Here is a 25,444-nt window from a genome sequence, read left to right as displayed (position 1 = left end):
GTGCCGGCAAGCCGAAGATGGTCGCCTTGATCGCCGTCGCTCGGAAGCTACTGACAATCCTCAACGCCATGCTCAGGGACAATCGACCATGGCAAAACGCTTGACAGCCAAGACAGTCGCTCACCCCAACCCTCTCCCCGCCGGGGAGAGGGAGTTCCCCCGTGCTCGCCGCAGGGGCAGAGAACGTCCGCACCGCCCTTTGTCGTCAGGCGGCCTCGTTCGTCGTGAGATAGGTTGTCGAGGGAGCCGCTATGGAGTCCGGAGCCGCGGACACCGCGCCATGCCGGCGGTATCGCGCGCGTCCGCGATCACCTGATCACGACTTGCCGCGGGCGGCGATCTGGGGCTGGCGGCCCATGCGCTTCCAGTCGCCCTTGTCGGCCAGCATCTCGCGCAGATAGGTCACGTTGGCGGCGGCCTCCGTCGGCGGGAGATCGGCCTTGGCGATCTGCTCGGCATCGGCGAAGCGGCCCTGCAGGCCGACCACCAGAGCGAGGTTCTGGCGCACCCGCGGATCGGCGCCGGGATGCTCGGCGGCGCGCCGCAGCGTCGCCTCCGCCTCGGCGAGGTTCTTGTCGAGCGCGTAGGACAGGCCGAGATTGGACAGGACCGACGGCTCGTTCGGGGCGATCTTGAGGGCGGTCGTGTAATAGGTCTGCGCCTGCTTGTGGCGGCCGAGCTGATCCAGCACCGTGCCCTGCGCCGAGAGGATGCGCCAGTCGGGCCGGTCCGGGCTGTGGGCGCGGCCGAGCACGTCGAGCGCCTGCTCGTAGCGTCCGGTGTCGGCGAGTGCCCGGCCGAAGGCGCCGAGCAGCGCCTGGTTCTTGGGATTGCGCAGCGACGCCTGCTCCAGCACCGAGGCGGCTTGGGCGCGCTGCTCGGTCGCGGTCAGGGCGCGGGCATAGGCGATCGCGTTCGCGGCGTCGGAGGGGTCGGCCCGATAGCGGGATCCGTAGAGCTCGGCCTCGCGCCGCCACTCCGCCTCGCTGCGGGCCTGCGCCGCCGGCGCCGCGGCCGTCACGGCGCCGGTGCGGTCTCCGCCCATTCCGGACGCGCTCAGCACCTCGGCGAGCGTGGTGCCCGTGGTGGAGCAGCCGGCCGCCGAGAGGGCGACGAACCCGAGGCTTGCGACGGAGGCGAGAAGGCGGGCGAGACGGGGGAGACGAACGGGTCGGGACACGGCGGACACCTCACTCGTGCCGGCCTCACGGCTCCGGCACGAGATCAGCAATAGACCGTTAACCCTAACGCCCGGTTAAAGTTTTCACGTCGTGGCGAGATGGCGAGGGCGGCGGTGCAGTGTCGCCCCGCCGTCACGCCCTGTCTTTCCGCGTCGCGCCGGCTCAGCTCAGCGTGACCGCGAAGCCCTTGGCGACGCCGGGGCGCGCCATCATGGTCTCGTACCAGCGCTTCACGTGGGGGAACCGGGCGAGATCGACCTTGTGGCGCTCGTGCCGCCACGCCCAGCCGACGATGGCGAAGTCGGCGATCGAGATGTCGCCGGCGAAGAACGCATGGTCGGCGAGGCGACGATCCATCACGCCGTAGAGGCGCTCCGTCTCCTTGGAGAAGCGCGCCAGTCCGTAGCGGCGGTCCTGCTCGTTCTCGACCGTGAGGAAGTGGTGCATCTGGCCCGGCATCGGGCCGAAGCCGCCGACCTGGAACATCAGCCATTCGAGCACCGGCACGCGGGCGCGCAGATCCTTCGGCATGAACCGGCCGGTCTTCTCGGCCAGGTAGAGCAGGATCGCGCCCGACTCGAAGACGCTGATCGGCGCGCCGCCGGGGCCGTCGGAATCGACGATCGCCGGGATCTTGTTGTTCGGCGAGATCGCCAGGAAGGCCGGGTCGAACTGCTGGTCCTTGGTGATGTCGATGGTCTTCACCGTGTAGGGAAGCTCCATCTCCTCCAGTGCGACGCTGATCTTGCGGCCGTTGGGGGTGTTGAAGGCGTAGAAGTCGATGGCCATGCGGAGTCCTCGTGACGCGCGCTCTGCGGCGCGGCTGGCGAAACCGAATAGTCCATGGCCGCGCCGGCGTCCACGCGGGCCGGCCGTGCACCGGCCGGAGGCCGGCGGGCGGGCGGTGTCCGGGCGGCTTCAAAGCGGCCCGGCCGCGTGGTAGCAGCATGGTTCCTCGACAAAGGACGTCTCCAGCATGCAACCGGTATTCGCGACCGACGCCGCCACGGCGATCCCGATCTGGCTGGTCGATACCGGCACCTGGCCGAACGTGCGGGCGCGGCTCGATCCGGCCGCCATCGCGTTCGCCGAGGCGACGGGCTTCGAGCCCATGCCGGGCCGCCACGCGCTGCTGCCGGACGCCAAGGGGCGCCTCGCCGCGGTCGTGTTCGGCGTCGATCCGCCCGGGCGCGCCGGCCGCGACGCGTTCCTGCCGGGGCGCCTGCCGGCGCTCCTGCCGCGCGGCACCTACCGGTTCGCCGAGCCTCCCGCCGATGCGCGCCTCGCGGTGCTCGCCTTCGCGCTCGGCGCCTACCGGTTCGGCCGCTACCACGAGGCCGCCGACCGCGAGGTGCGGCTGGTCCCGCCGGACGGCGCCGGCGGCGATCTCGCCTGCGTCGTCGAGGCCGTCACCATGGCCCGCGACCTAGTCAACACGCCGTCGAACGACATGGGGCCGGCCGAGCTCGAGGCGGTCGCGAAAAAGCTCGCCGAGCGGCACGGCGGCGCGATCCGCACCATCGTCGGCGACGATCTCCTCGCCGAGAACCTGCCGCTGATCCACGCCGTCGGCCGCGCCTCGACCCGGGCGCCGCGGCTGATCGACATCACCTGGGGCGATCCTGCCGCCCCCAAGGTGACGCTGGTCGGCAAGGGCGTCTGCTTCGACACCGGCGGTCTCGACATCAAGGGCGAGACCGCGATGCGGCTGATGAAGAAGGACATGGGTGGCGCCGCGACCGTGCTGGCGCTCGCCCACATGATCATGGGCCGCGGCCTGAAGCTGCGCCTGCGCGTGCTGATCCCGGCGGTCGAGAACGCGATCGACGGCAACGCCTTCCGGCCGCTCGACGTGTATCCGTCGCGCAAGGGCCTGACCGTCGAGATCGGCAACACCGACGCCGAGGGCCGCCTCGTGCTCGCCGACGCGCTGACGCTCGCCGACGAGGAGGCGCCCGAGCTGCTGGTCGACATGGGCACGCTCACCGGCGCGGCGCGCGTCGCGCTCGGGCCGGACCTGCCGCCGTTCTACACCGACGACGAGGATCTCGCCGTGGCGCTCGCCCGGCACGCCACGGCCGAGCACGACCCCCTGTGGCGGATGCCGCTGTGGCATCCTTATGATCAGATGATCGAGTCGAAGACCGCCGACGTGAACAATGTCGGCACCTCGGGCTTCGCCGGCTCGATCCTGTGCGCCCTGTTCCTGGCCCGCTTCGTCTCCGCGGCGAAGCGCTGGCTGCATCTCGACATCTACGCCTGGACGCCGTCGGCCAAGCCGGGGCGACCGGAAGGCGGCGAGTGCCAGGCGGCGCGCGCCCTCTACGCGCTCCTGTGCGAGCGGTACGGGTGAGAATGGCGCGCTCGCCCGAGCACCCGCGTGTCCCGGGCGCGGCGCAACGCGCCGCGAACCGGGACCCAGGGGCCGTCGCACGAGGCGCTGTCCGACTGCTTGCCGCGGCGCTCGTCGTGACGCCCCTGGGCCCCGGCTCTGCGGCGCATCAGGCCTGCGGCCCGATGCGCCTTGTCCGGGGCACGAGACCACTGTCTGCGGCTTGATCCGATGCCCCTGATCCGATGCTCATGACCCTCGATCCCCGTCTCACGCCGGCCCGGCCCGATCTCGCGGCGTCTCATCTGAGAGGCCAGGTGGAGGCCGAACGCTTCGTCGACGGCGTGCCGCGCGTCGTGGTCGCTGCGCAGGCGCCGCTGCGGCGCCGGCGCGAGCCGGACGCGCCGCTCGACACCGAGGCGCTGTTCGGTGAGGTCGTTACGGTCTACGAGGCCGACGACGAGGGCTGGTCGTGGGCGCAGCTCGACGACGGCTATGTCGGCTATCTGCCGAGCGAGGCGCTGGCGGCCCCCGGGCCGGCGCCGACGCACCGGGTCGCGGCGCTGCGGACCTTCGTGTTCCCGGCCGCCTCGATCAAGACGCCGCCCGTGACGACGCTGTCGCTCGGCGCTCGCGTCGCTGTCGCCCGGACCGAGGGCGTGTTCGCCGTGCTCGCGACCGGCGGGTTCGTCTTTTCCGCGCATCTCGCCTCGATCGACACGGTGGAGCCGGATTTCGTCGCGGTGGCCGAAACATTCGTCGGCACGCCGTATCTGTGGGGCGGCAAGTCGAGTCTCGGGCTCGACTGCTCCGGCCTCGTGCAGGTGGCGCTCGCCGCGGCCGGCATCGCGGCACCGCGCGACAGCGACATGCAGGAGCGCGGGCTCGGCACGGCACTGCCCGCTCCGCACGACCTCGCGTCGTGGCGGCGCGGCGACCTCGTCTTCTGGACGGGCCATGTCGCGATCGTGCGCGACGCCGCGACGATCCTGCACGCGAATGCGCATCACATGGCGGTCGCGATCGAGCCCGCGGCCGCCGCGGTCGCCCGCATCGCCGCGGCCGGCGGCGCGATCACGAGCGTCCGGCGGCTTGCCGATCCGCCACCGCCCGTGTGAGCATCGAGGAGCCGGCGATCGCGTCCGGTTCAGCGTGGAACGATCATGACTCTCGTCGAACTCTCCTGGCTCGCCATGGCCGCCTATGCGGTCCACATTCTCGAGGAATACACGTTCGATTGGCGCGACTGGGCGCGCGGCGTGATCGGCCTGCCGGTCGAGTGGACCGACTTCTACGTGACCAACGCGGTCGTGGTCGCGCTCGGCATGGCCCAAGGCATGCTGGCGCCGACGCTGCCCTGGGCGCCGCTCACCTACGCGGCACTGATGATCATCAACGCCGTCTTCTTCCACATCCTGCCGTTCGTCACGACCCGCGGCCGCTTCTCCCCCGGTCTCGTCACCGCCGTGGTGCTGTTCCTGCCGCTCGGCATCGCGATGTTCGCGGCCGCCTCGAGCGAGGGGCGCCTCGACCTGGCGACCTCGATCGGCGCGGCGGTCGGCGGTGCGCTCCTGATGGCGAGCCCGGTGGTGATGCTGAAGCTGAAGGACAAGCCCTGGTTCGTCCAGCGACGCTGACCCGGTGCGCGCCGGCCGGATCGGCTCAGCAGCCGATCTGGTCGCAGCGGCGCACCGAGGCGATCATCTGCTCGAGCGCCTTGCGACCCGGATGGCCGAGCACCGCGACGCCCTTGATCACCCAGGACGGCGTCGCCTGCAGCCCGAGCGCGTTGCCGAGCCGCACATGCGCCAGCATGGTGTCGGTGGTGGTGTCATCGTCGGCCACCTTGGTGATCGCCGGAACCGACATGCCGAGCTCCTTGACGACGGCGAGCGAACGCGCCCCGTCGATCGTGCCGCGGATGGAGAAGACTCGGCGGTGGAACGCCAGGAACTGCTCCGGCGTGCCGAGCTTGGCGACCGCGAGCTCGATGCGGCCCGCCTGGATCGACGGCACGCCGAGCACCGGGAACGGCACCAGCACCAGCCGCAGCTCCTTGTCGGTCGCGACCAGCATGCCGGCGTCGGCCGCCGCCTTGCGGCAGAACGGGCAGTTGAGGTCGTAGAACTCGGCGAGAGTCACGTCGCCATTCTTGTTGCCGATCACGACGACGCCCGGCATCTCCTCGATGCGGCTCTCCAGCTCCACCGGAACCTTGTAGTTGACGACCGGCTTGCCGTCTTCGCCGGTGATCGGGAACAGCGATGCGTCCTGTGCGCCGGCCGGGGCGAGCGCCATCGCGGCCCCGGCGCCGGCGAGCGCCGCCACGGCGCTCCGTCTCGTCAATCGCATGTGATCAGTCCTCTCCGAGCAGGGCGCCGAGCCGCTGGCGGTTGAGCGCCAGCCATTGCAGCGACAGGAGCAGATAGCCGTTCTCGACCGTGCCGGCGCCGAGCGCGGCGATCGCCGCGTCGATCGGCACGCGGATCGGTCGCGTGTGCTCGATCTCGTCGGTCGCGCCGGCGTGCTCCGGGATCTGCGATGCGTCGACCGAGATCAGGAAGATGTGGGCGTACTCTTCGAGCATGCCGGGTGCCGGTATGAAGCGGAAGATCTCGCGCAGCGCGCGTGGCGCGACCCCGATCTCCTCCAGGCATTCGCGTGCCGCAGCCGCTGCCGGCACTTCGCCCGCCTCGATGTAGCCGGCCGGGATCTCGACGATGTCGCCGCGTCCGGTGGCGAGATGCGCGGCGAGCCGGAACTGGCGGATCAGCACGATCTCGTCGCGGGCGAGGTCGACGGCGACCATGCCGACCGTACGGCCGATGCGCAGGATGTCACGCGACAGCGTGGCCGGCGTGCCGCCGTGGTCGATGCCGACCGACCAGCGCTCGAAACGCCGGAAGCCCGGGCCGAGCAGCGTCGGGCCGTCGAGCTGCACCTCGGCCGGCGCGTCGGCGAGGGCGGGAGGAGGTGATTGTCGGTTCATGCGCGGGTCATAGCACAAGTGCGACGATGGCGAGAGCATCCATCGTCGCGATCGGATTGACATGCGCGTCCGCTCGCTCCGCTCATTCCCGCGCGAACCGGAGTCCGGAGCCGCATGCCGTGCCGCCCCTGGGTCCCCGCCGTCGCGGACGAGCGGGGAGCATCGCACTCACTGCGCCACCACGCCCTCGGGGGCGGTGTCGAGGTTGAAGGCGGCGGCGAAGAGGGCGCGCGTGTAGGCGCTCTTCGGGGCGTTGAACACCTCGGCCGCCGGGCCTTCCTCCACCACCTTGCCGTTGCGCATGACGACGAGCCGGCTCGCCAGCGCGGCGACGACGCGCAGGTCGTGCGAGATGAACAGGTAGGTGAGGTTGCGGCGCTTTTGCAGGTCGCGCAGCAGGTCGACGATCTGCGACTGGATCAGCATGTCGAGCGCCGAGGTCGGCTCGTCGAGCACCATGAAGGTCGGCTCCAGCACCAGCGCGCGGGCGACCGCGATGCGCTGGCGCTGGCCGCCCGAATACTCGTGCGGGTAGCGGAAGCGCGACTGCGGATCGAGTCCGACGTCGCCGAGCGCGCGCACAACGCGCTCCTCGCGCTCGGCCGCCGACAGGCCGGGCTGATGCACCCACAGGCCCTCCTCGATGATGTCGGCGATCGACATGCGGGGCGACAGCGAGCCGAACGGATCCTGGAAGACGATCTGCATGTCGCGCCGGAACGGCCGCATCGCCTTGAACTTCAGCCCCTGCAGCTCGTGACCGAGAAAGACGATCGGCCCCTGCGAGGAGATCAGCCGCAGGATGGCGAGGCCGAGCGTCGTCTTGCCCGAGCCCGACTCGCCGACGATGCCGAGCGTCTCGCCCTTGCGCACCGCGATGTCGATGCCGTCGACCGCCTTGATGTGGCCGACCGTGCGCCGCATCAGGCCGCGCTTCACCGGGAACCAGACCTTCAGATCCCTGGTCTCGACGACGATCGGCTGGTCCGGCTGCAGCGGCGCCGGATCGGGCTTCGGCTCGGCGGCGAGCAGCTCGCGCGTGTAGGGATGCTCGGGCGCCGCGAACACGCGCTCGACCGCGCCCTGTTCGACGATCTTGCCGTGCTTCATCACGCAGACCCGGTCGGCGATCTTGCGCACGATGCCGAGGTCATGGGTGATGAACAGCATCGACATGCCGAGCCGGCGCTGGATGTCCTTCAGGAGCGCGAGGATCTGCGCCTGCACGGTGACGTCGAGCGCGGTCGTCGGCTCGTCGGCGATCAGCAGATCGGGCTCGTTGGCGAGCGCCATGGCGATCATCACGCGCTGGCGCTGGCCGCCGGAGAGCTGGTGCGGGTAGCTGCCGAGCCGGCCCTCCGGATCCGGGATGCCGACCTGGGTCAACAGCTCGATGATGCGGGCGCGCGCCGCCTCGCCGGTGAGGCCGCGGTGGAGCAGCAGGATCTCGGCGATCTGCTTCTCGATCGTGTGGAGCGGGTTGAGCGACGTCATCGGCTCCTGGAACACGATCGCGATGTCGTCGCCGCGCACCTTGCGCATCTCGTCGTCGCTGCGCCCGACAAGCTCCTGGCCCTTGAACACGATGGTGCCGGACGGATGGCTCGCCGCCGGATAGGGCAGGAGCTTCATCACGGAGAGCGCCGTGACCGACTTGCCCGAGCCCGACTCGCCGACCAGCGCCAGCGTCTCGCCCTTGGCGAGATCGAACGACACGCGATCGACCGCGAGGATGTCGCGCCCGCCCTGGCGGAAGACGACGGAGAGGTCCTTCACGGAGAGGAGGGGGGTGGTCATGGCAACTCCTCGATCACCGCTGCGATTGACGCAGCATCCGTTCCGACCCTGAAAACGCCTGTCGGAACCGCTAACCTGGCGTCGTTCGTCACGAGATAGCGGCATCCTTCTATGCCGGCCGTAACGGCATGGATCGCATCTGGGAGTTTCGGCATTCGGAAACCCGCGGATGCGACCGTTCTCCGGAATTCGGCGGCGCCGAGAATGACCTCTCTGGTCACGGGGAGAAGCCGCAGGAAGCCGCTCGACAACATCAGGTCGAGATAATCCTCTCGATGCCACTCCGGTGCTTTCGGCAGGACTTCGGCCAATGTGAGCTCGCTGGTCGCTCCCGATCCGGGATTCGCCTGCAATTTGCCGAACAGTCGCTCCATGACCGCGACGAGATCGTCGGCACCCTCGATCAGGTAAATGAACGGATTCGCGTCCAAATAGACAAGCGGAGCTCGTGAGGCCTCAGTCATCCCACTCGTCTCGGTCTGCCCTCACCTGGGCGTCGATCTCTTCCTTGCTTCGGTACGGCGGGCGGCGACGCGCCATGATCTCCTCGAGCGTGACCCGCCGCTCGGGCGGAGTCTCGACCGCGGTGTCCTGGGTTTCCACCGTCACCACGACCCGCGCCTCCGGATCGCTGCTCGGGCGCAAGTCCTCCGGCAGCTTCGAGGCCGGGTAGTTCTCTCGCACGATCCTGTTCATGGGAGCCTCCTTCGGCCAGGGCCCATCATAACGCGAAACGCGTGAGCACTCACCCGAACGCCTTGCGCGGGTCGAAGGCGTCGCGCACCGCCTCGCCGATGAAGATCAGCAGCGACAGCATCGCCGCGACGGTGAAGAACGCGGTGAGGCCGAGCCACGGCGCCTGGACGTTGGCCTTCCCCTGGCCGAGCATCTCGCCGAGCGAGGGCGAGCCGGGCGGCAGGCCGAACCCGAGGAAGTCGAGCGCCGTGAGCGTCATCACCGAGGACGACAGGATGAACGGCAGGAAGGTGAGGGTCGCCACCATGGCGTTGGGCAGCAGGTGGCGGAACATGATCAGCGTGTTCGACACGCCGAGCGCGCGCGCCGCCTGCACGTACTCGAAGTTCCGGCCGCGCAAAAACTCGGCCCGCACCAGACCGACCAGCGACACCCAGGAGAACAGCAGGAGAATCCCGAGCAGCACGAAGAAGCCCGGCACCAGCACGGACGAGATGATCAGCAAGAGATAGAGCGACGGCACCGAGGTCCAGATCTCGATGAAGCGCTGGAACAGGAGATCCGTCCAGCCGCCGAAATAGCCCTGCACGGCACCGGCCGCGATGCCGATCGCCGAGGACACGAGGGTGAGGCACAAGCCGAACAACACCGAGAGGCGGAAGCCGTAGATCAGCCGCGCGGCGACGTCGCGGCCCTGGTCGTCGGTGCCGAGCCAGTTGTATTCCAGGTCGCGGCAGCCGGAGAGCCCCTTGCGCTCGACCACGGCCTTGCATTGCGCCTCGGTCAGCATCCAGGTCGGCGGCGAGGGCGCCGGCGTCGGCAGATCGAGATTGTGGGTGTTGTAGGAGTAGCGGATCGGCGGCCACCAGATGGTGCCGCCCTTCTCGGCGATCTGCTTCTGCAGGAACGGGTCGCGGTAGTCGGCCGTCGTCTCGAAGTCGCCCCCGAAGGTCGTCTCCGGATAGGCGACGAAGGCCGGGAAGTACCAGTGGCCGTCGTAGGAGACGAGGAACGGCTTGTCGTTGGCGATCAGCTCGGCGCCGAGCGAGGCGACGAACAGCACCAGGAAGACCCACAGCGAGACGAAGCCGCGCCGGTTCGCCTTGAAGTTCTGCCAGCGCCGCCGCGTGATCGGCGAGACCGGGAGGGGCCGGCCCTCGGGCGGCACGGCGAGGCCGGTCGGGGCGATCGCGGAGGTCTCGGGCTCGCGCCCTTGCGCGGCGGCGCGTTCGGCCGGGCGGGCGTCCATGCGGGGTGGGGTGGTCGGGGCGTCCATCTCACACCTCCCGGGTCTCGAAGTCGATGCGCGGATCGACCCAGGTGTAGGTGAGATCGGAGATCAGGTTCACGATTAGGCCGACCAGCGAGAAGATGTAGAGCGTGGCGAACACCACCGGATAGTCGCGGTTGAGCACGCTCTCGAAGCCCAGGAGACCCAGGCCGTCGAGCGAGAAGATCGTCTCGATCAGCAGCGAGCCGGAGAAGAAGGCGTGCACGAAGGCGCCCGGGAAGCCGGCGATGATCAGCAGCATGGCGTTGCGGAACACGTGCCCGTACAGCACCTGCCGCTCGGTACAGCCCTTCGCGCGGGCGGTGAGCACGTATTGCTTGCGGATCTCGTCGAGGAACGAGTTCTTGGTCAGCAGCGTCATGGTGGCGAAGGCGCCGATGCCCATCGAGACGATCGGCAGCACGAGATGCCAGAAGTAGTCGAGGATCTTCTGCCACCAGGCGAGCCGGTCCCAGTTGTCCGAGGTCAGGCCGCGCAGCGGGAACCAGTCGAAGAAGGAGCCGCCGGCGAACAGGATGATCAGCAGGATGGCGAACAGGAAGCCGGGGATCGCGTAGCCGATGATGATGATTCCCGACGTCCACATGTCGAACTGCGATCCGTCGCGCACCGCCTTGCGGATGCCGAGCGGGATCGAGATCAGGTAGGTGAGCAGCAGCATCCAGATGCCGAGCGACATCGAGACCGGCAGCTTCTCCTTGATCAGGTCGATCACCTTGACGTCGCGGAAGTAGCTCTTGCCGAAGTCGAACGTGATGTAGTTCTTCAGCATGATGAGGAACCGCTCGTACGCCGGCTTGTCGAAGCCGAACTGGCGCTCGAGGTTCTTGATGAACTCCGGGTCGAGTCCCTGGGCGCCGCGGTATTTCGACGAGGTCGCGTCCATGGCGGCGCCGCCCTGCGGCTGGCCGCGGGCGCCGAAGTCGCCACCGGCCGAGCCCGAGATGCGCGAGGTCGCGCCGGTGTCGGAACCGGAGATCTGAGCGATCACCCGCTCGACGGGGCCGCCGGGCGCGAACTGCACCACGACGAAGGACACCAGCATGATGCCGAGCAGCGTCGGGATCATGAACAGGAGGCGACGGGCGATGTAGGCGGTCATGATGTCAAGCTGCGTCTTGCTCTGGTGGCCGCGTCCTTCGAGACGCGCCCTTCGGGCGCTCCTCAGGACGAGGGCAGGCGCTGAACTCCATCCTCGTCCTGAGGAGCCCGCGACGCGGGCGTCTCGAAGGACGTGGCCCCTGCGCCCGCTCCGGGCGCGCTATCCCTTCCCCTCGGTCTTCGCCGCCTTGGCGGCGTCGTGCCACCAGGTCTCCGGCGCGCCGCGGGCGTAGCGCGGCTTCGTCGGCGGGCGCTCGAACACGTCCCAGAAGGCGAGCCAGTGCGACGCTTTGTACCACTGCGGCACCCAGTAGCGTCCGGACCGGACGACGCGGTCCAGCGCCCGCGCGGCGATCACCAGATCGGCGCGGGTGTTGGCGGCGATGATCGCCTCGATGAGCTGGTCGATCACCGGATCGGCGATGCCGGCGAGGTTCTGGGTTCCCTTGATGGCGGCGGACTGCGACGAGAAGTAGGAGCGCAGCGCGTCGCCCGGCGTGGTCGAGAACGAGAAACGCTGGATCGTCACGTCGAAGTCGAACGCGTCGACACGGGCCCGGAACTGCACCGGGTCGACCATGCGCAGCGTCGCGTCGATGCCGAGCAGGCCGAGATTCTTGATGTAGAGCATGTGATGCGGCTGGAACGCCGGCTCGTCGAGCAGGAACTCGATCGTCACCGGCGCGCCGTCGGGACCGACGCGCTTGCCGTTCTTCACCGGGTAGCCGGCCTCGAGCAGGAGCTGCGAGGCGCGGCGCAGGAGGGCGCGGTCCTGCCCGGAGCCGTCCGAGACGGGCGGCACGAAGGGGTCGGAAAACACCTCGTCCGGAACCTTGCCGCGGAACTTTTCCAACAGCGCGAGCTCGGCGCCCTCCGGCTTGCCGGTCGCCATCATGTCGGAGTTCTGGAACACCGAGTGGGTGCGCTGGTACGAGCCGTACATCAGCGACTTGTTGGTCCACTCGAAGTCGAAGGCGACGATCAGCGCCTCGCGCAGCTTGATGCTCTTGAACTTGTCGCGGCGCACGTTGAGGAACCAGCCCTGCGCGCCGGAGGGCGTGTCGTCGGGCAGCACGACCTGCTTGACGCGGCCGTCGCGGATCGCCGGGAAGTCGTAGCGGGTCGCCCAGATGCGCGACGTGAACTCCTCGCGGAACAGGTAGCTCTTGCCGGTGAAGCCCTCGAAGGCGACGTCGCGGTCGCGATAGAACTCGTAGCGCAGCGTGTCGAAATTGTACTGGCCGACCGACACCGGCAGCGCCGCGCCCCACCAGTCCGGCACCCGCTCGTAGGCGATGTAGCGGCCGGGCTCGAAGCGGCCGACCTTGTACGGCCCCGCGCCGAGCGGCACCTCGAGCGTCGTCTCGTCGAAGGCCCGGTTGGCATAATAGGCGCGCGAGAAGACCGGAAGCGACGCGACGAACAGCGGCACGTCGCGGGCGCGGCCCGGCGCGAACCGCACCGTCACGAGGTCGTCGGCCTCGGCCTCGGCGGCGATCATGTCGCGCAGCAGCTGCCCGATGATCGGATGACCCTTGGCCTTGAGGGTGGTCAGCGACCAGGCGACGTCGGCGGCCGTGATCCGCGTGCCGTCATGAAAGCGTGCCTCGGGCCTCAGCACGAACGTGCAGGCGAGGCCGTCGGGTGCGACCCGCACGGCCCGCGCCACGAGGCCGTACAGGGCGTCCGGCTCGTCGGTCGCCCGCACCATCAGGCTCGCCATGGTCCACTCCATGCCGAGCGCGGCGTCGCCGCGGAGGATCCAGCTGTTCAGCGAGTTGAAGGTCAGGAAGTTCTGATTGAACTGCCGGGTCGAGCCGATCAGCGAGAAGGTACCGCCCTTCGGGGCGCTCGGATTCACGTAGTCGAAGTGGCGGAAGTTGGCCGGGTATTTCAAGTCGCCGAAGGCCGAGAGCCCGTGCGTCTCGGGCGCCTCCACGGCGGCGCTCGCGGGGCGCGGCGCGAGGCCGGTCGCGACGACGAGGCCGGCGGCTGCGGACGTGATCAGGACCTCGCGGCGGCTCGGCCCTCTCTCCCCGCGCGCGGGGAGAGGTGCAAGGAGGTGCCGCTCGTCGCGCTCGCCCGCGCTCACGAACGGCCGCCGGTCTTGGCGGCCTTGGCCGCGTCCCACCACCAGATCGTCGGGAAGGCCGCGGCGCCGTAGGTCGGCATCGTCGCCGGCCGGCCGAAGCGGTCCCAGCGCGCCGTGCGCTGCTTGCCGTAGGTCCATTGCGGGACGACGTAGAAGTTCCACAGCAGCACGCGGTCGAGCGCCTTGGTCGCGGCGACCAGCTCGGCCCGGTCCTTGGCGAAGATCACCTTCTCGATCAGCGCGTCGACGGCCGGGTTCTTGATGCCGACCGAGTTCTGCGAGCCCGGCTGGTCGGCGGCGGGCGTGCCCCAGAAGCCGCGCTGCTCGTTGCCGGGCGACAGCGACTGGCCCCAGGAGTCGACGATGATGTCGTAGTCCCAGCTGCGCATCCGGTTCTCGTACTGGGCCGGGTCGATGGTGCGCACCGTTGCGGCGATGCCGAGGCGCTCCAGCGCCGGCTGATAGCGCAGCACCAGCCGCTCGAAGGTCTGCGACGAGAGCAGGAACTCGACCGTCATCTGCTGGCCGGTCTTCACGTCGACCATCTTGCGGTCGCGCACCTCGAAGCCGCCGAGCTTGAACAGCCGCAGCGCCTCGCGGAAATTGTTGCGCACCGCCTCCGGCGAGCCGGCGACCGGGTTGGTGTAGGGCGTGGTGAACACCTCGGCCGGCACCTTGTCCCGCACCGTCTCCAGGATGGCGAGCTCCCGGCCTTCCGGCAGGCCGGACGACATCAGGTCCGGCATGCCCTCGAAGTAGCTTCCGACCCGCTTGTACTGGCCGAAGAACATCGCCTGGTTCATGTCCTCGAAGTCGAACGCGTAGTTGAACGCGCGGCGGACGTTCGGGTCCTTGAACTTGTCGCGACGGATGTTGAACGCGAAGGCCTGCATGCCGCCGGAGCTGCGGATCGGGAACTCCTCGCGGATCACCCGGCCGTCCTTCACGGCCGGGAAGTCGTAGGCGGTCGCCCAGTCCTTGGCCGAGTTCTCGGTGCGCCAGTCGACGGCGTCGCCCTTGAACGCTTCGAGCGCGACCGTGGTGTCGCGGAAATACTCGTAGCGGAGCTCGTCGAAGTTGTCGCGGCCGACGCTGACCGGCAGGTCCTTGGCCCAGTGGTCCTTCACCCGTTCCAGCACGATCGTGCGGCCGGGCGAGAACTCCTTGATCCTGTAAGCGCCGCTGCCGAGCGGCACCTCCAGCGTCGTCTGGGTGACGTCGCGCTTGCGACCCTGGCTGTCGGTGCCCTCCCACCAGTGCTTCGGCAGCACCCGGAGCTGGCCGACGATCTGCGGCAGCTCGCGGTTGCCCGGCTGGTCGAACGTGAAGGTCACGTCGCGGTCGCCGGTCTTCTCGGCCTTGGTGACGTGGCGGTAGTAGGCGCCGAACTGCGGGTGGTTCTTGGTGAACGCCTGGAGCGAGAAGATCACGTCCTCGGGCGTCACCGGCTTGCCGTCGTGCCAGCGCGCGTTGGCGCGCAGCCGGTAGGTCACCGACGCGTAGTCGGCCGGATAGGACACGGCTTCGGCGAGCAGCCCGTACTCGGTCGAGACCTCGTCGAGCGCCGGCGTCATCAGGGTCTCGTAGACGAAGAACACCGGGCCGGCCAGGTTGCCCTTCACGCCGGAGACGACGACGTTGAAGTTGTCGAAGGTGCCGATGGCGATCTGGCGCACCGTGCCGCCCTTCGGGGCGCTCGGGTTCACGTAGTCGAAGTGCTCGAAGCCGGCCGGGTACTTGAGGTCGCCGAACAGCGACAGCCCGTGGCGCCAGACCGGCTCGGCCGGTCCTTCCGCGGCCGCCTGCGCGAGCGCGGCCGGAGCCAGCCCGGCGAGCGGGGCAAGGACAGGGGTCGCCGCCGCGATCGCGGTCGAGCGGAGCAGGTCACGACGGGACAGGGGCCGGGACAGGGGCAAGGACATCTCCCAAGCACGCCACCCGAGACGTCCTCGGGCGGGCAGACCGACGGTTCTAACCGAATATGTCGGTTTTGGGATGTGCGTCCGCCAGCCGCGGACGGCCGAAACGGGTTAAATGTTGGCAATCTCGCCGGATTGGACGGAGCCAAAGCGGCACCTGTCCGCTCGTCCCCGCGCAGGCGGGCACCCAGGGACAACACGGCGAGCCGCTCTGGATGGCCGCCTTCGAGAAGGCTTTGCATCCCCGTCATTCCGGGGCGCGGACCGAAAGGTCCGCGAGCCCGGGATCCATACGCCCGGTGAAATTCGCTCACGAGAAGCAGGGGTTATGGGTCCCGTGCTCGGCGCTTGCGCGCCGCCCCGGGACGACGGTGCAATTCCGAGAAGCGCCCCGCCGCCTCACTGCTTGGGCGGCGCGGTCTCGGCCTGGGCGTTGGGCTGGGCGCCCTGGTTGCCGGGCTGCGGCTGGGCCGCCGCCGGCGGCGCCGGCTCCGGCGAGGCGGCGCCCGTGGTGGTCGGCAGCGGCTGCGGGTTGTCGGACTTCGAGTTGAGGAAGGCGAGGAGGTCGGCCCGCTCGCTCGCCTTCGCCACGCCGGCGAACGCCATCGCGGTGCCCGGAACCGCCGCCTTGGGATTCTGGATGAAGGCGTTCAGCTCCTCGATCGTCCACGGGCCGGTCTTCGCCGCCATGGCGGCCGAGTACTTGAAGCCGGCATGCGAGGCGTGCGGCCGGCCGACCACGCCCCACAGGTTGGGGCCGACCTTGTTGGCGCCGCCCTTGTCGAAGGTGTGGCAGGACTCGCATTTGCGCGCCGCCGCGGCGCCACGGTCGATGCTCGCCGACGCGAGCAGCGTGGTGATCGGCGGCTCGGCGGGGGCGTCGGCGGCGGCCTTCGGCGCCGCGGTCTCGCCCGCCACCGCGATGGCGTAACCCGGCTGCTCGGGCTTCTCCGGCGAAAAGATGATGCCGGCCGTGACGTTGAGGGCAACGACACAGGCGGCGCTGAACAGGAACGCGCCGGCGATCTTGTTGAGCTCGAAAGAATCCATCGCGCACGGGCTCCGGGGGAAAGAGCGTCTACGGCGGGGGTGCCGCACGAGGTTCCAGGCAGACATAGCGGGTTTGCGGCGCGCCTTGCAACACGTATAAGCGCCGCCGAAGGCCGCGGTTCGCGGCTGCGCAACGGCGCTCCGCCGTTTCCCGATCCGGCATCCGTCATGTCCTTGTCCGACACCGTCGTTCTCGTCCCGGCCCGGCTCGCCGCGACGCGGCTTCCCGACAAGCCGCTGGCCGACATCGGCGGCGTGCCGATGATCGTCCACGTGATGCGCCGCGCCGTCGAGGCCGGGATCGGGCCGGTGGTCGTCGCCACCGATTCGGAGGCGATCCGCGCCGTCGTCGCGGCTGCCGGCGGGCATGCCGTGCTGACCCGGGGCGACCATCCGTCGGGCTCCGACCGCATCTTCGAGGCGCTGCAGACGATCGACCCCGAGGGCCGGTTCGGAACCGTCGTCAACGTGCAGGGCGACCTGCCGACGCTCGCGCCGGCCGACGTCGCCGCCGCGGTCGCGCCGCTCCACGATCCATCTGTCGACATCGCGACGCTCGCGGCCGAGATCGTGCGCGACGAGGAGCGCACCAACCCGAACGTCGTCAAGGTGGTCGGGAGCCCGGTCGCGGACCGGCGGTTGCGGGCGCTCTATTTCACCCGGGCGACGGCGCCGTGGGGCGACGGGCCTCTCTACCACCACATCGGGCTCTACGCCTATCGGCGCGCCGCGCTCGCTCGCTTCGTCGCGCTGCCGCCGTCGGTGCTGGAGCGGCGCGAGCGGCTGGAGCAGCTCCGGGCGCTGGAGGCGGGCATGCGGATCGACGTCGCCGTGGTCGTCTCGGTGCCGCTCGGCGTCGACACGCCGGCCGACCTCGACGCTGCCCGCGCGATCCTGGCCGGCCGCGGCCGACACCCCGACTGACCGACACGCCGCCCCGTCGGCCGACACGCGGATTGACTCGCCCGCCCGCCGGGGCTTTACCCGAGACCATCATGGACCAGAAAAAGATCGTCTTTCAGGGCGAGCCGGGCGCCAACTCGGACATCGCCTGCCGCGAGGCCTATCCCGACTACACGCCGGTGCCGTGCCCGACCTTCGAGGACGCCTTCACGGCGGTCTCGTCCGGCAAGGCGACGCTCGGCATGATCCCGATCGAGAACTCGGTCGCCGGGCGGGTCGCCGACATCCATCACCTGATGCCGACCTCGCGGCTGCGCATCGTGGCCGAGTGGTTCCTGCCGATCCGCAACCAGCTGATGGCGCCCAAGGGGGCGACGCTCGAAGGCCTGAAGACGGTCGAGAGCCACATCATGGCGCTCGGCCAGTGCCGCCGCTTCCTGCGCAAGCTCGGCGCCGTCACCAAGGTCCAGGCCGACACGGCGGGCGCCGCGCGCATCGTCGCCGAGGCCGGCGACAAGACCCGCGCCGCCATCGCGTCGCGCCTCGCCGCCGAGATCTACGGGCTCGACATCCTCGCCGAGAACGTCGAGGACGAGTCGCATTCGACGACGCGCTTCATCGTGCTGTCGAAGGAGCCCGCCGTCGCCGAGCCGAACAACGGGCCGGTGATCACCACGTTCGTGTTCCAGGTGCGCAACATCCCGGCCGCGCTCTACAAGGCGCTCGGCGGCTTCGCCACCAACGGCATCAACATGACCAAGCTCGAGAGCTACATGCTCGAGGGCAATTTCGCCGCGACCCAGTTCTACGCCGACGTCGAGGGCCATCCGGAGGAGCGCGGTCTCAAGCTCGCGCTGGAGGAGCTCGCCTTCTTCTCGCAGCCGAAGACGCTGAAGATTCTCGGCGTCTATCCGGCGCATCCGATCCGCGCTACCTTCGCCAAGCGGTCGCAGCAGGAGCTCGCGACCACCTGAGCGGGGGCGGGGATGGCGACGGCCGGCGGGAGCGTGCGGAGAGTCCTTCTTCTGAAAGTCACGTTGCCTTCGGCCGATCCGGCCTATGTGCGCTCGGTCGTGCAGGCGACCGCGCCCTTCTACGGGCTGCTCGGCGGCACCTCGATGCGCCTCCTGCGCAACGTCGACGATCCCGCCCAGTTCATCCAGGAGATCGTCTACGAGACCCCGGAGGCGGTGGAGATGAGCCGCCAGCGCATCGCCGGCGACCTGCGCATCCAGAGTTTCCTCCAGGCGTGGCGCCAGGTCCTCGGCGGCGCCGTGACGCTCGAGGTCTGGGAGGACCTCACCGAGAGCGCGTGACTTTGCTCGCCCCGCGCTCCGGCTGCGTCCCCCGGATGCTGCGTGCCCCGGACAAGGCGCTTCAGGCCGCAGGCCTGATGCGCCGCAGAGCCGGGGCCCAGGGGCCGCACGGGATGACCGACTGAAACCGCCTCGCTCGATCGCCCCTGGGTCCCGGTTCGCGGCGCGTCGCGCCGCGCCCGGGACACGAGGCCGAGCGCCTTCACCCGCCGTCAGTCACCCCGTCGCCAGGGCCTCGGAAATCCGTTCGGGGCCGGCGAACAGCAGGCCCGAGTCGAGCCGCTGCGGTCCTTCCGGCGTGTGCCGCACCAGGGTCGGCACCCCCTGCGCCCCGACCGCCTGCATCAAGGTGCGGGCGCGAAGAATCCGATCGGCATTGAAGGCCTTCAGCGCGTCGGTCGGCGCCGCCACCAGGGCGCTCGCGGCGCCGAAGCCGTGGTCGGCCAGGATGGCCGCCAGCACGGCCGGTGCCGTGATGTCGCGGCCATCGACATAGCGGGCGGCCTGGAGGGTCGACAGCGCGCCCATCTCGCGCCGCGGCTCGGTGCTCGCCACGGCGGCGAGCGCCAGCGTCGCCGGGCCGGAATCGAAGCGCCGCATGCGGTCGCCCAGCACGGTGTCGCGATAGGCGTCGGTGAACGGCTGGCCGGTCAGCGTCTCGATGCGCTTGTCGTTGGACCAGGCGTAGTCGGCGAAGGCGTCGGTCATCGGCCGGCTGGCGCCGTCGGCGAACAAGCCGGTCGGCAGCAGCGCGATGGTGATGTCCGGCATCGCCGCGAGCCGGTGCAGGGCCGGGGCGGCGCCGTAGCACCAGCCGCACAGCGGATCGAACAGATAGGTGAACGTACGCGGGGGTCTCGTCACAGGGGCTCCTTCGGGGCGGTGCGCGCACCGCCTTGATCGTTCTCGTGTCCGAAAGGGCGTTTCCGGGGGCCGTCTTGCGAGGGCAGTCTTTGTGAAGAGTAGTGTTCTTGGGCACGGTCGGCGGCGCTTCGGCCGCTCCGGACGCGGGCGCGTCCGGCAAAAAGCGAAGCCCGGCGCGAGGAACGCCCTCGGCCGGGCTTCGTGTCATCGCGCCGCGCGGGCGGCGTGTCGGGTCAGGCGGCCTTCTTCTTCGGCTGGAGAAGGTTGCGCTTGAGCATGCATTCGGCGATCTGCACGGCGTTCAGCGCCGCGCCCTTGCGCAGGTTGTCGGAGACGCACCACAGCACGAGGCCGTTCTCCACCGTCGCGTCCTCGCGGATGCGGCTGATGTAGGTGGCGTCCTCGCCGGCCGCCTCGTAGGGCGTCACGTAGCCGCCGGGCTCGCGCTTGTCGATCACCAGGCAGCCCGGCGCGGTCGACAGGATCTGCCGCGCCTCGTCGGGCGTGATCGGCTGCTCGAACTCGATGTTCACGGCCTCGGAGTGGGCGACGAAGACCGGCACGCGCACGCAGGTGGCGGTGAGCTTGATCTTCGGGTCGAGAATCTTCTTGGTCTCGGCCATCATCTTCCACTCTTCCTTCGTGTACCCGTCCTCCATGAACACGTCGATCTGGGGGATCAGGTTGAAGGCGATGCGCTTGGGGAACTTCTTCACCTGCATCTCGTCGAGCGTGAAGACCGACTTGGTCTGCGAGAACAGCTCGTCCATCGCCTCCTTGCCGGCGCCCGACACCGACTGATAGGTCGACACCACGACGCGCTTGATGGTCGCGCGGTCGTGCAGCGGTTTGAGCGCGACGACGAGCTGCGCGGTCGAGCAGTTCGGGTTGGCGATGATGTTCTTCTTGCGGAAGCCCTCGACCGCGTCGGCGTTCACCTCGGGCACGATCAGCGGCACGTCCGCGTCGTAGCGCCAGGCCGACGAGTTATCGATGACGACGCAGCCCTGCGCGCCGATCTTGGGCGACCACTCCTTCGACACCGAGCCGCCGGCCGACATCAGGCAGATGTCGACGTCGGAGAAGTCGTAGTGCTCCAGGGCTTTCACTTTGAGGGTCGTGTCGCCGTAGGAGACCTCGACGCCCTGGCTGCGCCGGGACGCGATTGCGACCACCTCGTCGGCCGGGAACTGCCGCTCGGCGAGGATCTCCAGCATGGCGCGGCCCACATTGCCCGTGGCGCCGACCACCGCGACCTTGTAACCCATAGTTTACTCCCAGGATTAATATCCCTCGGTCTCGTTCCGGGAGACACGAAAGCGCAACCGCTTCTAGGCGAGAACGTCGGTCGAGACAACGCATGGCTCGCCCGCGCCTCGCCCACGGCGGCGCGAGGCCCCATATAGGCTTCGGTGCGTTTCATGGCCACCCCGTATCTCGGTCCGGACGATTCCCGATTCGACCGCTCGCCCGTCGGCGCCGTGGTCTCCACGGCCGGCGTGATGATCCGCTACGGCTTCTATCTGGTCGGCCTCCTCGTGCTCGGCCTGATCGGGCTCGTGATTCTCTGGGTGTCGAGCTTCCAGGTGACGCGCTCGGACGACCAGCCGTCGTTCCGGCTCGCCGACCCATCGCTCGAGCGCCTCGGCGGGCGCGGCCTGGTGGCGACGAGCCGCGGCATCGGACGGGTCGAGATCCGCCAGTACGGCAACGTGCTGGCGCGCGACCAGGACCTCACCGTGGCCCTCGTCCAGGCGCCGTCGAACTGGTTCGGCGAGACCGATTTCCGCGGCGAGATGCGGACCATGCCGGTGGCGCGCCAGTTCAGCGGCCAGTTCGGGCGCAATCACTGGGACCTGGAGACGCGGTACGGCGACCTGCGCGCCGTCGACGCGACCTTCTTCTCCGACGGGCTGCGCAAGCCGTGCTTCGTCTTCTTGAGCCGGTTCTCGACCACGGCCGTCTACCTGAAGGGCTGGTACTGCGAGGCGGACGGCAGCCGGCCGTCGGCGGCCCGGCTCGCCTGCCTGATCGACCGGCTGGTGCTGGACCGTGCGCTGCCGGCCAAGGACGCCGACGCTTTTCTGCGCGCCCGAATGGTCAACAGCCCCCGCTGCTCGGCCAGCCCGCTCGTCCAGACGACCGATCCGCGTGGGCCGAACCCGGCCGTCGCCCGCAAGGCGAGCCCCTATGCCCCGCCGCGCAACTACTGATGCCCGCATCGAAATCCCGCCGAGTGCAGCAGGGCCGCCACAGGTGGGCGGGAAACGCCGCGGAACCAGCCCGTTAACGCGGTCGTTGCCTTGTCGTGCTACGGGAATCGACGGTAAGACTGACGTTCGCGTTCGACAACGCTCGAGAGGTTCCGATGCGCCCGATGACCTTCGTCGCCTGCGCGGCCGCCGCCGGGCTCGTGGCCGTGCTGTTCTCCGCGCCGGAGGCCGAGGCCGCGACCAAGCGCCGCCAGGCCAAGACCTACGACATCGTCGCCGACTACAACGGCCGGCCGGCGTCGCGTGTCACGGTGCGCAAGCGCTCGTTCCTGGATCCGGGCCGCGAGCCGCTGCCGAACAGCCAGCACTACAGCGACTACGCCCTGTCGCCGTCCTACACGGTGTTCCCGCACTGGATGGACAACAACGCCTTCCCGGGCTCGTGGTCGCGCGCCCCGCTGCCCGGTCAGTTCGATATCCCGGGCTGGTCGCGGTACTGACGGGACACGACGCTCTTTTTCACCTCTCCCCGGCGGGGAAAGGTCGGATCTCGCGCGGCTGCGCGAGATCCGGGTGAGGGGTGCCGAGGCCAGCCATCGGCGCATACGCCCCGGACCCCGGTCGCGAGCTGCGCTCGCGCCCGACCCTCTCCCCACGGGAGAGGGTCGAGAGGCGCCTCACTTCCCGGCGATGCGGGCCACCTCGGCGATCACCGCCTCGCCCATCTCGCGCGTGCCGACGACCTTGCAGCCCTCGGACGTGATGTCGGCGGTGCGCAGGCCCTTGTCGAGCGTCGCGGCGATCGCCTGCTCGACCATGTCGGCCTCCTTGCCCAGCCCGAACGAGTAGCGCAGCGCCATCGCGAACGACGCCAGCATGGCGATCGGGTTGGCGATGCCCTTGCCCTGGATGTCCGGCGCCGAGCCGTGCACCGGCTCGTACATCGACTTGCGGGTGCCGGTCGCCGGATCGACGTCGCCGAGCGAGGCGGACGGCAGCATGCCGAGCGAACCGGTCAGCATCGCGGCGACGTCTGACAGCATGTCGCCGAACAGGTTGTCGGTGACGATGACGTCGAACTGCTTGGGCCAGCGCACCAGCTGCATGCCGCCGGCGTCGGCCAGCACGTGCTCGAGCGCGACGTCCGGGAACTCGCGGGCGTGGAGCGCGGTCATCACCTCGTTCCACAGCACGCCCGACTTCATGACGTTGCGCTTCTCCATCGAGGCGACCTTGTTGCGGCGCTTGCGCGCCAGCTCGAAGGCGACCCGGCCGATGCGCTCGATCTCGAAGGTGTCGTAGACCTGGGTGTCGATGGCGCGCTTCTGGCCGTTGCCGAGGTCGACGATGGTCTTCGGCTCGCCGAAATAGACGCCGCCGGTGAGCTCGCGCACGATCATGATGTCGAGCCCGTCGACCACCTCGCGCTTGAGCGACGAGGCCTCGGCGAGCGCCGGGTAGCAGATCGCCGGGCGCAGATTGGCGTAGAGGCCGAGATCCTTGCGCAGCCGCAGGAGGCCGGCCTCGGGCCGCGCCTCGTAGGGCACCGACGCCCACTTGGGCCCGCCGACCGCGCCGAAGATCACGGCGTCGGCCGCCATCGCCAGCGCCATGGTGGCGTCCGTGATCGCCACGCCGGCGTCGTCGTAGGCGGCGCCGCCGACCAGCCCCTCCTCGGTCTCGAAGGTGCCGAGCCCGTTCTGGTTCATCCACGCGATCAGCCGCTTCACCTCGGCCATCACCTCGATGCCGATGCCGTCGCCGGGAAGCAGGAGAAGCTTGTAGGTCGCCATGATGAGCCTTCTGAGGGGGCTGGTTGTGCGGGACGGCCCGCCTGCGCCGGCCGTTGCGCGTGTGACGAGGGTCGCCCGTGGCGGCCCGCGCGTGTGACGGCGGAGTGCTAATTCGCGGCTCGCAGAATGGCAAGGTATCGCGGGGTCATTCCGGGGCGCTGCGAAGCAGCGAACCCGGAATCCAGCCCCGGCTTCGGCGCTTGCCGCTGGATTCCGGGTTCGCGGACCTATGGTCCGCGCCCCGGAATGACGGTCTTAGATCTTCGGCGCCGGCAGGCCGGCGGCCGCGCAGGCGGCCCGCACCGTGTTGACCAGCAGGAACGCCACCGTCATCAGGCCGACGCCGCCCGGCACCGGCGTGACGGCCCCGGCGACCTGCACGGCCTCCTCGAAGGCGACGTCGCCGGTGAGCCGGCCCTTGCCGTCTGCGGTCGGCACCCGGTTGATGCCGACGTCGATCACGGTGGCGCCCGGCTTGATCCAGTCGCCCCGGATGAAGCCCGGCTTGCCGACCGCCGCGACCAGGAGGTCGGCGCGACGGCACACCGCCGGCAGATCGCGGGTCTGCGAATGGGCGATCGTCACGGTCGCGTTCTCGCGCAACAACAGTTGGGCGACGGGCTTGCCGACGAGATTCGAGCGGCCGACCACCACGGCCTCCATCCCGGCGAGCGACGCATGCACGGTCTTCGCCATGTAGAGGCAGCCGAGCGGCGTGCAGGGCACGAGGCCGGGCAGGCCGCTCGCCAGCAGGCCGGCGCTGAGCGGATGCAGGCCGTCGACGTCCTTCATCGGGTCGATGGCGAGAATCACGGCATGCGGGTCAATCTGCTTCGGCACCGGGAGCTGGACCAGGATGCCGTGGACGCTCGGGTCGGCGTTGAGCTGCGCGACGACGGAAAGCACCTCGTCCTGCGTGGCGGTCGCCGGCAGGCGATGCTCGAAGGAGCGCATGCCCGCCGCGACCGTCTGCTTGCCCTTGCTGCGCACGTAAGCGGCGCTTGCCGGGTCGTCGCCGACCAGCACCACGGCGAGGCCGGGGACGAGGCCGTGCGCGGCCGAGAGCCGCGCCACCTCGGCGGCGACGCCGGCCCGCACCGCCTCGGCGGCGGTCTTTCCATCGATGAGACGAGCGGTCATGCGGAGACTCCGGACAGGCGGGCGAGCGCGGCCGCGAGGGTCGCGGCGTCGCCCGTGATCTTGATTCGCTTGATGCGGGCGGTATCGCCGGCGACCAGCGCGACGGCGCGAGCCGGCAGCTTCAGGGACTTGGCGAACAGGGTGGTGAGGGCGGCGTTGGCTTCGCCCTCGGTCGGGGCGGCGCGCACCCGGGCCTTCAGCACGGCCCGGCCGTCGGCGAGCCGATCGATGCCGTCGAAGCCGTCGCGGCCGCCGCGCGGGGTCAGCCGCACCGTCACGACCAGGCCGTCGGGTGCCGCGATCCAGGGATGCTCCGCCGAATCGGCCGCAGCCGTCACACCAGCGCCCGTGCGAGATTCGGCAGGATCACCGACTGGATGAAGAAGATCACCAGGATCACGATGACGGGCGAGATGTCGATGCCGCCGAGGTCCGGCATCACGCGCCGGATCGGCCGGAGCACCGGCTCGGTGATTCGGTAGAGGAACTCGCCGATCACCGAGACGGCCTGGTTGCGGGTGTTGACCACGTTGAAGGCGATCAGCCAGCTCAGCACCGCCGATGCGATCAGGATGTAGACGTAGAGCGTCAGCAGGGTGCTGATGAAACCAAGGAATTCAATCATCTCGCGGGTCTCGTCGGGTGATCGCAATGCGCGTGCGGCGCGCGGACGCGGCGGGCCCGGGCCGAGCGACGTGTACCGTTCCGGTCCGACAGCGGCAAGGGCCAAGGACGGCGCTGTTTCGCCGCTGGTAAACGGCGGGCGC

The 25,444-nt window shown here is 69.7% G+C and carries 25 protein-coding genes and 2 pseudogenes; 9 read left to right on the top strand and 18 right to left on the bottom strand.

Annotated features, from left to right (window positions below):
* Positions 1–104, top strand: a pseudogene (locus CCR97_RS14895) (IS110 family transposase); the annotation flags it as partial.
* A 212-nt stretch (positions 105–316) separates the two neighbouring features.
* On the opposite strand, the gene CCR97_RS14890 reads toward CCR97_RS14895, so the two are convergent.
* Positions 317–1,180 (bottom strand): tetratricopeptide repeat protein, encoded by an 864-nt coding sequence (locus tag CCR97_RS14890; protein WP_111357926.1) that lies wholly within the window; start codon positions 1,178–1,180, stop codon positions 317–319.
* 163 nt (positions 1,181–1,343) lie between these two features.
* Positions 1,344–1,970, bottom strand: a complete 627-nt coding sequence (locus tag CCR97_RS14885) for a glutathione S-transferase family protein (protein ID WP_111357923.1) — start codon at positions 1,968–1,970, stop codon at positions 1,344–1,346.
* Positions 1,971–2,157: 187 nt separating this feature from the next.
* Between CCR97_RS14885 and CCR97_RS14880 the strand changes: the two genes are divergently transcribed.
* The 3 genes from CCR97_RS14880 to CCR97_RS14870 all read left to right on the top strand — a co-directional run bounded on the left by CCR97_RS14880 (position 2,158) and on the right by CCR97_RS14870 (position 5,150).
* The gene (locus CCR97_RS14880) at positions 2,158–3,534 is read left to right on the top strand and encodes a leucyl aminopeptidase family protein (RefSeq protein ID WP_111357922.1); all 1,377 of its coding nucleotides are present in this window, start codon (positions 2,158–2,160) and stop codon (positions 3,532–3,534) included.
* Between the two features lie 230 nt (positions 3,535–3,764).
* Positions 3,765–4,631 carry a C40 family peptidase gene (locus CCR97_RS14875; RefSeq protein WP_111357925.1) on the top strand — a complete coding sequence of 289 codons (867 nt, stop codon included), beginning with the start codon at positions 3,765–3,767 and terminating at the stop codon, positions 4,629–4,631.
* Positions 4,632–4,676: 45 nt separating this feature from the next.
* Complete coding sequence (locus CCR97_RS14870) at positions 4,677–5,150, top strand: HXXEE domain-containing protein (protein WP_111357921.1); 474 nt, start codon at positions 4,677–4,679, stop codon at positions 5,148–5,150.
* A gap of 25 nt (positions 5,151–5,175) precedes the next feature.
* On the opposite strand, the gene CCR97_RS14865 is transcribed toward CCR97_RS14870, so the two are convergent.
* The 10 genes and pseudogenes from CCR97_RS14865 to CCR97_RS14820 form a co-directional block, all read right to left on the bottom strand.
* Entirely contained in the window at positions 5,176–5,865 is a 690-nt protein-coding gene (locus CCR97_RS14865; protein WP_111357920.1) for a DsbA family protein, read from the bottom strand.
* A 4-nt stretch (positions 5,866–5,869) separates the two neighbouring features.
* Complete coding sequence (locus CCR97_RS14860; protein WP_111357924.1) at positions 5,870–6,502, bottom strand: NUDIX domain-containing protein; 633 nt, start codon at positions 6,500–6,502, stop codon at positions 5,870–5,872.
* A 168-nt stretch (positions 6,503–6,670) separates the two neighbouring features.
* Positions 6,671–8,299, bottom strand: a complete 1,629-nt coding sequence (locus CCR97_RS14855) for an ABC transporter ATP-binding protein (RefSeq protein WP_111357919.1) — start codon at positions 8,297–8,299, stop codon at positions 6,671–6,673.
* Complete coding sequence (locus CCR97_RS14850; protein WP_111357918.1) at positions 8,296–8,763, bottom strand: type II toxin-antitoxin system VapC family toxin; 468 nt, start codon at positions 8,761–8,763, stop codon at positions 8,296–8,298. The genes CCR97_RS14855 and CCR97_RS14850 overlap by 4 nt, the downstream gene beginning before the upstream one ends.
* Positions 8,756–8,995, bottom strand: coding sequence for a hypothetical protein (locus tag CCR97_RS14845; protein ID WP_111357917.1), 240 nt, complete (start codon positions 8,993–8,995; stop codon positions 8,756–8,758). The genes CCR97_RS14850 and CCR97_RS14845 overlap by 8 nt, the downstream gene beginning before the upstream one ends.
* A gap of 49 nt (positions 8,996–9,044) precedes the next feature.
* Positions 9,045–10,244, bottom strand: a complete 1,200-nt coding sequence (locus tag CCR97_RS14840) for an ABC transporter permease (RefSeq protein WP_111357916.1) — start codon at positions 10,242–10,244, stop codon at positions 9,045–9,047.
* Positions 10,245–10,272: 28 nt separating this feature from the next.
* Positions 10,273–11,388, bottom strand: a complete 1,116-nt coding sequence (locus CCR97_RS14835) for a microcin C ABC transporter permease YejB (protein WP_111357915.1) — start codon at positions 11,386–11,388, stop codon at positions 10,273–10,275.
* A gap of 159 nt (positions 11,389–11,547) precedes the next feature.
* Positions 11,548–13,395, bottom strand: a complete 1,848-nt coding sequence (locus tag CCR97_RS14830) for an extracellular solute-binding protein (RefSeq protein WP_201159606.1) — start codon at positions 13,393–13,395, stop codon at positions 11,548–11,550.
* 80 nt (positions 13,396–13,475) lie between these two features.
* Complete coding sequence (locus tag CCR97_RS14825) at positions 13,476–15,395, bottom strand: extracellular solute-binding protein (RefSeq protein ID WP_244670470.1); 1,920 nt, start codon at positions 15,393–15,395, stop codon at positions 13,476–13,478.
* Between the two features lie 516 nt (positions 15,396–15,911).
* A pseudogene (locus CCR97_RS14820) lies at positions 15,912–16,448 on the bottom strand (c-type cytochrome); the annotation flags it as partial.
* A gap of 168 nt (positions 16,449–16,616) precedes the next feature.
* Between CCR97_RS14820 and CCR97_RS14815 the strand changes: the two are divergent.
* The 3 genes from CCR97_RS14815 to CCR97_RS14805 all read left to right on the top strand — a co-directional run bounded on the left by CCR97_RS14815 (position 16,617) and on the right by CCR97_RS14805 (position 18,667).
* Positions 16,617–17,372, top strand: a complete 756-nt coding sequence (locus CCR97_RS14815; protein WP_111359186.1) for a 3-deoxy-manno-octulosonate cytidylyltransferase — start codon at positions 16,617–16,619, stop codon at positions 17,370–17,372.
* 71 nt (positions 17,373–17,443) lie between these two features.
* Positions 17,444–18,325: a prephenate dehydratase gene (locus CCR97_RS14810; protein ID WP_111359187.1), complete on the top strand. Its 882-nt coding sequence runs from the start codon at positions 17,444–17,446 to the stop codon at positions 18,323–18,325.
* A 33-nt stretch (positions 18,326–18,358) separates the two neighbouring features.
* Complete coding sequence (locus CCR97_RS14805) at positions 18,359–18,667, top strand: hypothetical protein (RefSeq protein ID WP_146618863.1); 309 nt, start codon at positions 18,359–18,361, stop codon at positions 18,665–18,667.
* 216 nt (positions 18,668–18,883) lie between these two features.
* Here CCR97_RS14805 and CCR97_RS14800 read toward each other — a convergent pair whose 3' ends face one another.
* Both CCR97_RS14800 and CCR97_RS14795 read right to left on the bottom strand, forming a co-directional pair.
* Positions 18,884–19,531, bottom strand: a complete 648-nt coding sequence (locus CCR97_RS14800) for a DsbA family protein (protein ID WP_111359189.1) — start codon at positions 19,529–19,531, stop codon at positions 18,884–18,886.
* A 233-nt stretch (positions 19,532–19,764) separates the two neighbouring features.
* The gene (locus CCR97_RS14795; RefSeq protein WP_111359190.1) at positions 19,765–20,799 is read right to left on the bottom strand and encodes an aspartate-semialdehyde dehydrogenase; all 1,035 of its coding nucleotides are present in this window, start codon (positions 20,797–20,799) and stop codon (positions 19,765–19,767) included.
* Positions 20,800–20,952: 153 nt separating this feature from the next.
* Here CCR97_RS14795 and CCR97_RS14790 point away from each other — a divergent pair, with 153 nt between their 5' ends.
* Both CCR97_RS14790 and CCR97_RS14785 read left to right on the top strand, forming a co-directional pair.
* Positions 20,953–21,744: a hypothetical protein gene (locus CCR97_RS14790; RefSeq protein WP_111359191.1), complete on the top strand. Its 792-nt coding sequence runs from the start codon at positions 20,953–20,955 to the stop codon at positions 21,742–21,744.
* Between the two features lie 155 nt (positions 21,745–21,899).
* Positions 21,900–22,244 (top strand): hypothetical protein, encoded by a 345-nt coding sequence (locus CCR97_RS14785; protein WP_201159605.1) that lies wholly within the window; start codon positions 21,900–21,902, stop codon positions 22,242–22,244.
* Positions 22,245–22,421: 177 nt separating this feature from the next.
* On the opposite strand, the gene leuB is transcribed toward CCR97_RS14785, so the two are convergent.
* The 4 genes from leuB to CCR97_RS14765 form a co-directional block, all read right to left on the bottom strand.
* Positions 22,422–23,537 (bottom strand): 3-isopropylmalate dehydrogenase, encoded by a 1,116-nt coding sequence (gene leuB / locus CCR97_RS14780; RefSeq protein WP_111360690.1) that lies wholly within the window; start codon positions 23,535–23,537, stop codon positions 22,422–22,424.
* A 255-nt stretch (positions 23,538–23,792) separates the two neighbouring features.
* A complete protein-coding gene (gene folD, locus CCR97_RS14775) occupies positions 23,793–24,677 on the bottom strand; it encodes a bifunctional methylenetetrahydrofolate dehydrogenase/methenyltetrahydrofolate cyclohydrolase FolD (RefSeq protein ID WP_111360229.1) in 885 nt (294 codons plus the stop codon).
* A complete protein-coding gene (locus CCR97_RS14770) occupies positions 24,674–25,015 on the bottom strand; it encodes a DUF167 family protein (protein WP_245429241.1) in 342 nt (113 codons plus the stop codon). The genes folD and CCR97_RS14770 overlap by 4 nt, the downstream gene beginning before the upstream one ends.
* The gene (locus CCR97_RS14765) at positions 25,012–25,302 is read right to left on the bottom strand and encodes a YggT family protein (RefSeq protein WP_111360228.1); all 291 of its coding nucleotides are present in this window, start codon (positions 25,300–25,302) and stop codon (positions 25,012–25,014) included. The genes CCR97_RS14770 and CCR97_RS14765 overlap by 4 nt, the downstream gene beginning before the upstream one ends.
* Positions 25,303–25,444: the final 142 nt, after the last annotated feature.

The organism is Rhodoplanes elegans (assembly GCF_016653355.1).
GTDB classification, from domain to species: Bacteria; Pseudomonadota; Alphaproteobacteria; order Rhizobiales; family Xanthobacteraceae; genus Rhodoplanes; species Rhodoplanes elegans.
This window is presented reverse-complemented; position numbering and strand designations above follow the sequence as displayed.

Bases quoted from the DNA above. Each gene is read 5' to 3' on its own strand.
- CCR97_RS14870 (WP_111357921.1), top strand. From the start codon at position 4,677: ATGACTCTCGTCGAACTCTCCTGGCTCGCCATGGCCGCCTATGCGGTC.
- folD (WP_111360229.1), bottom strand. From the start codon at position 24,677: ATGACCGCTCGTCTCATCGATGGAAAGACCGCCGCCGAGGCGGTGCGG.
- CCR97_RS14850 (WP_111357918.1), bottom strand. From the start codon at position 8,763: ATGACTGAGGCCTCACGAGCTCCGCTTGTCTATTTGGACGCGAATCCG.
- CCR97_RS14840 (WP_111357916.1), bottom strand. From the start codon at position 10,244: ATGGACGCCCGCCCGGCCGAACGCGCCGCCGCGCAAGGGCGCGAGCCC.
- leuB (WP_111360690.1), bottom strand. From the start codon at position 23,537: ATGGCGACCTACAAGCTTCTCCTGCTTCCCGGCGACGGCATCGGCATC.
- CCR97_RS14795 (WP_111359190.1), bottom strand. From the start codon at position 20,799: ATGGGTTACAAGGTCGCGGTGGTCGGCGCCACGGGCAATGTGGGCCGC.
- CCR97_RS14845 (WP_111357917.1), bottom strand. From the start codon at position 8,995: ATGAACAGGATCGTGCGAGAGAACTACCCGGCCTCGAAGCTGCCGGAG.
- CCR97_RS14885 (WP_111357923.1), bottom strand. From the start codon at position 1,970: ATGGCCATCGACTTCTACGCCTTCAACACCCCCAACGGCCGCAAGATC.
- CCR97_RS14785 (WP_201159605.1), top strand. From the start codon at position 21,900: ATGCGCCCGATGACCTTCGTCGCCTGCGCGGCCGCCGCCGGGCTCGTG.
- CCR97_RS14875 (WP_111357925.1), top strand. From the start codon at position 3,765: ATGACCCTCGATCCCCGTCTCACGCCGGCCCGGCCCGATCTCGCGGCG.
- CCR97_RS14835 (WP_111357915.1), bottom strand. From the start codon at position 11,388: ATGACCGCCTACATCGCCCGTCGCCTCCTGTTCATGATCCCGACGCTG.
- CCR97_RS14790 (WP_111359191.1), top strand. From the start codon at position 20,953: ATGGCCACCCCGTATCTCGGTCCGGACGATTCCCGATTCGACCGCTCG.
- CCR97_RS14860 (WP_111357924.1), bottom strand. From the start codon at position 6,502: ATGAACCGACAATCACCTCCTCCCGCCCTCGCCGACGCGCCGGCCGAG.
- CCR97_RS14765 (WP_111360228.1), bottom strand. From the start codon at position 25,302: ATGATTGAATTCCTTGGTTTCATCAGCACCCTGCTGACGCTCTACGTC.
- CCR97_RS14855 (WP_111357919.1), bottom strand. From the start codon at position 8,299: ATGACCACCCCCCTCCTCTCCGTGAAGGACCTCTCCGTCGTCTTCCGC.
- CCR97_RS14880 (WP_111357922.1), top strand. From the start codon at position 2,158: ATGCAACCGGTATTCGCGACCGACGCCGCCACGGCGATCCCGATCTGG.
- CCR97_RS14815 (WP_111359186.1), top strand. From the start codon at position 16,617: ATGTCCTTGTCCGACACCGTCGTTCTCGTCCCGGCCCGGCTCGCCGCG.
- CCR97_RS14865 (WP_111357920.1), bottom strand. From the start codon at position 5,865: ATGCGATTGACGAGACGGAGCGCCGTGGCGGCGCTCGCCGGCGCCGGG.
- CCR97_RS14810 (WP_111359187.1), top strand. From the start codon at position 17,444: ATGGACCAGAAAAAGATCGTCTTTCAGGGCGAGCCGGGCGCCAACTCG.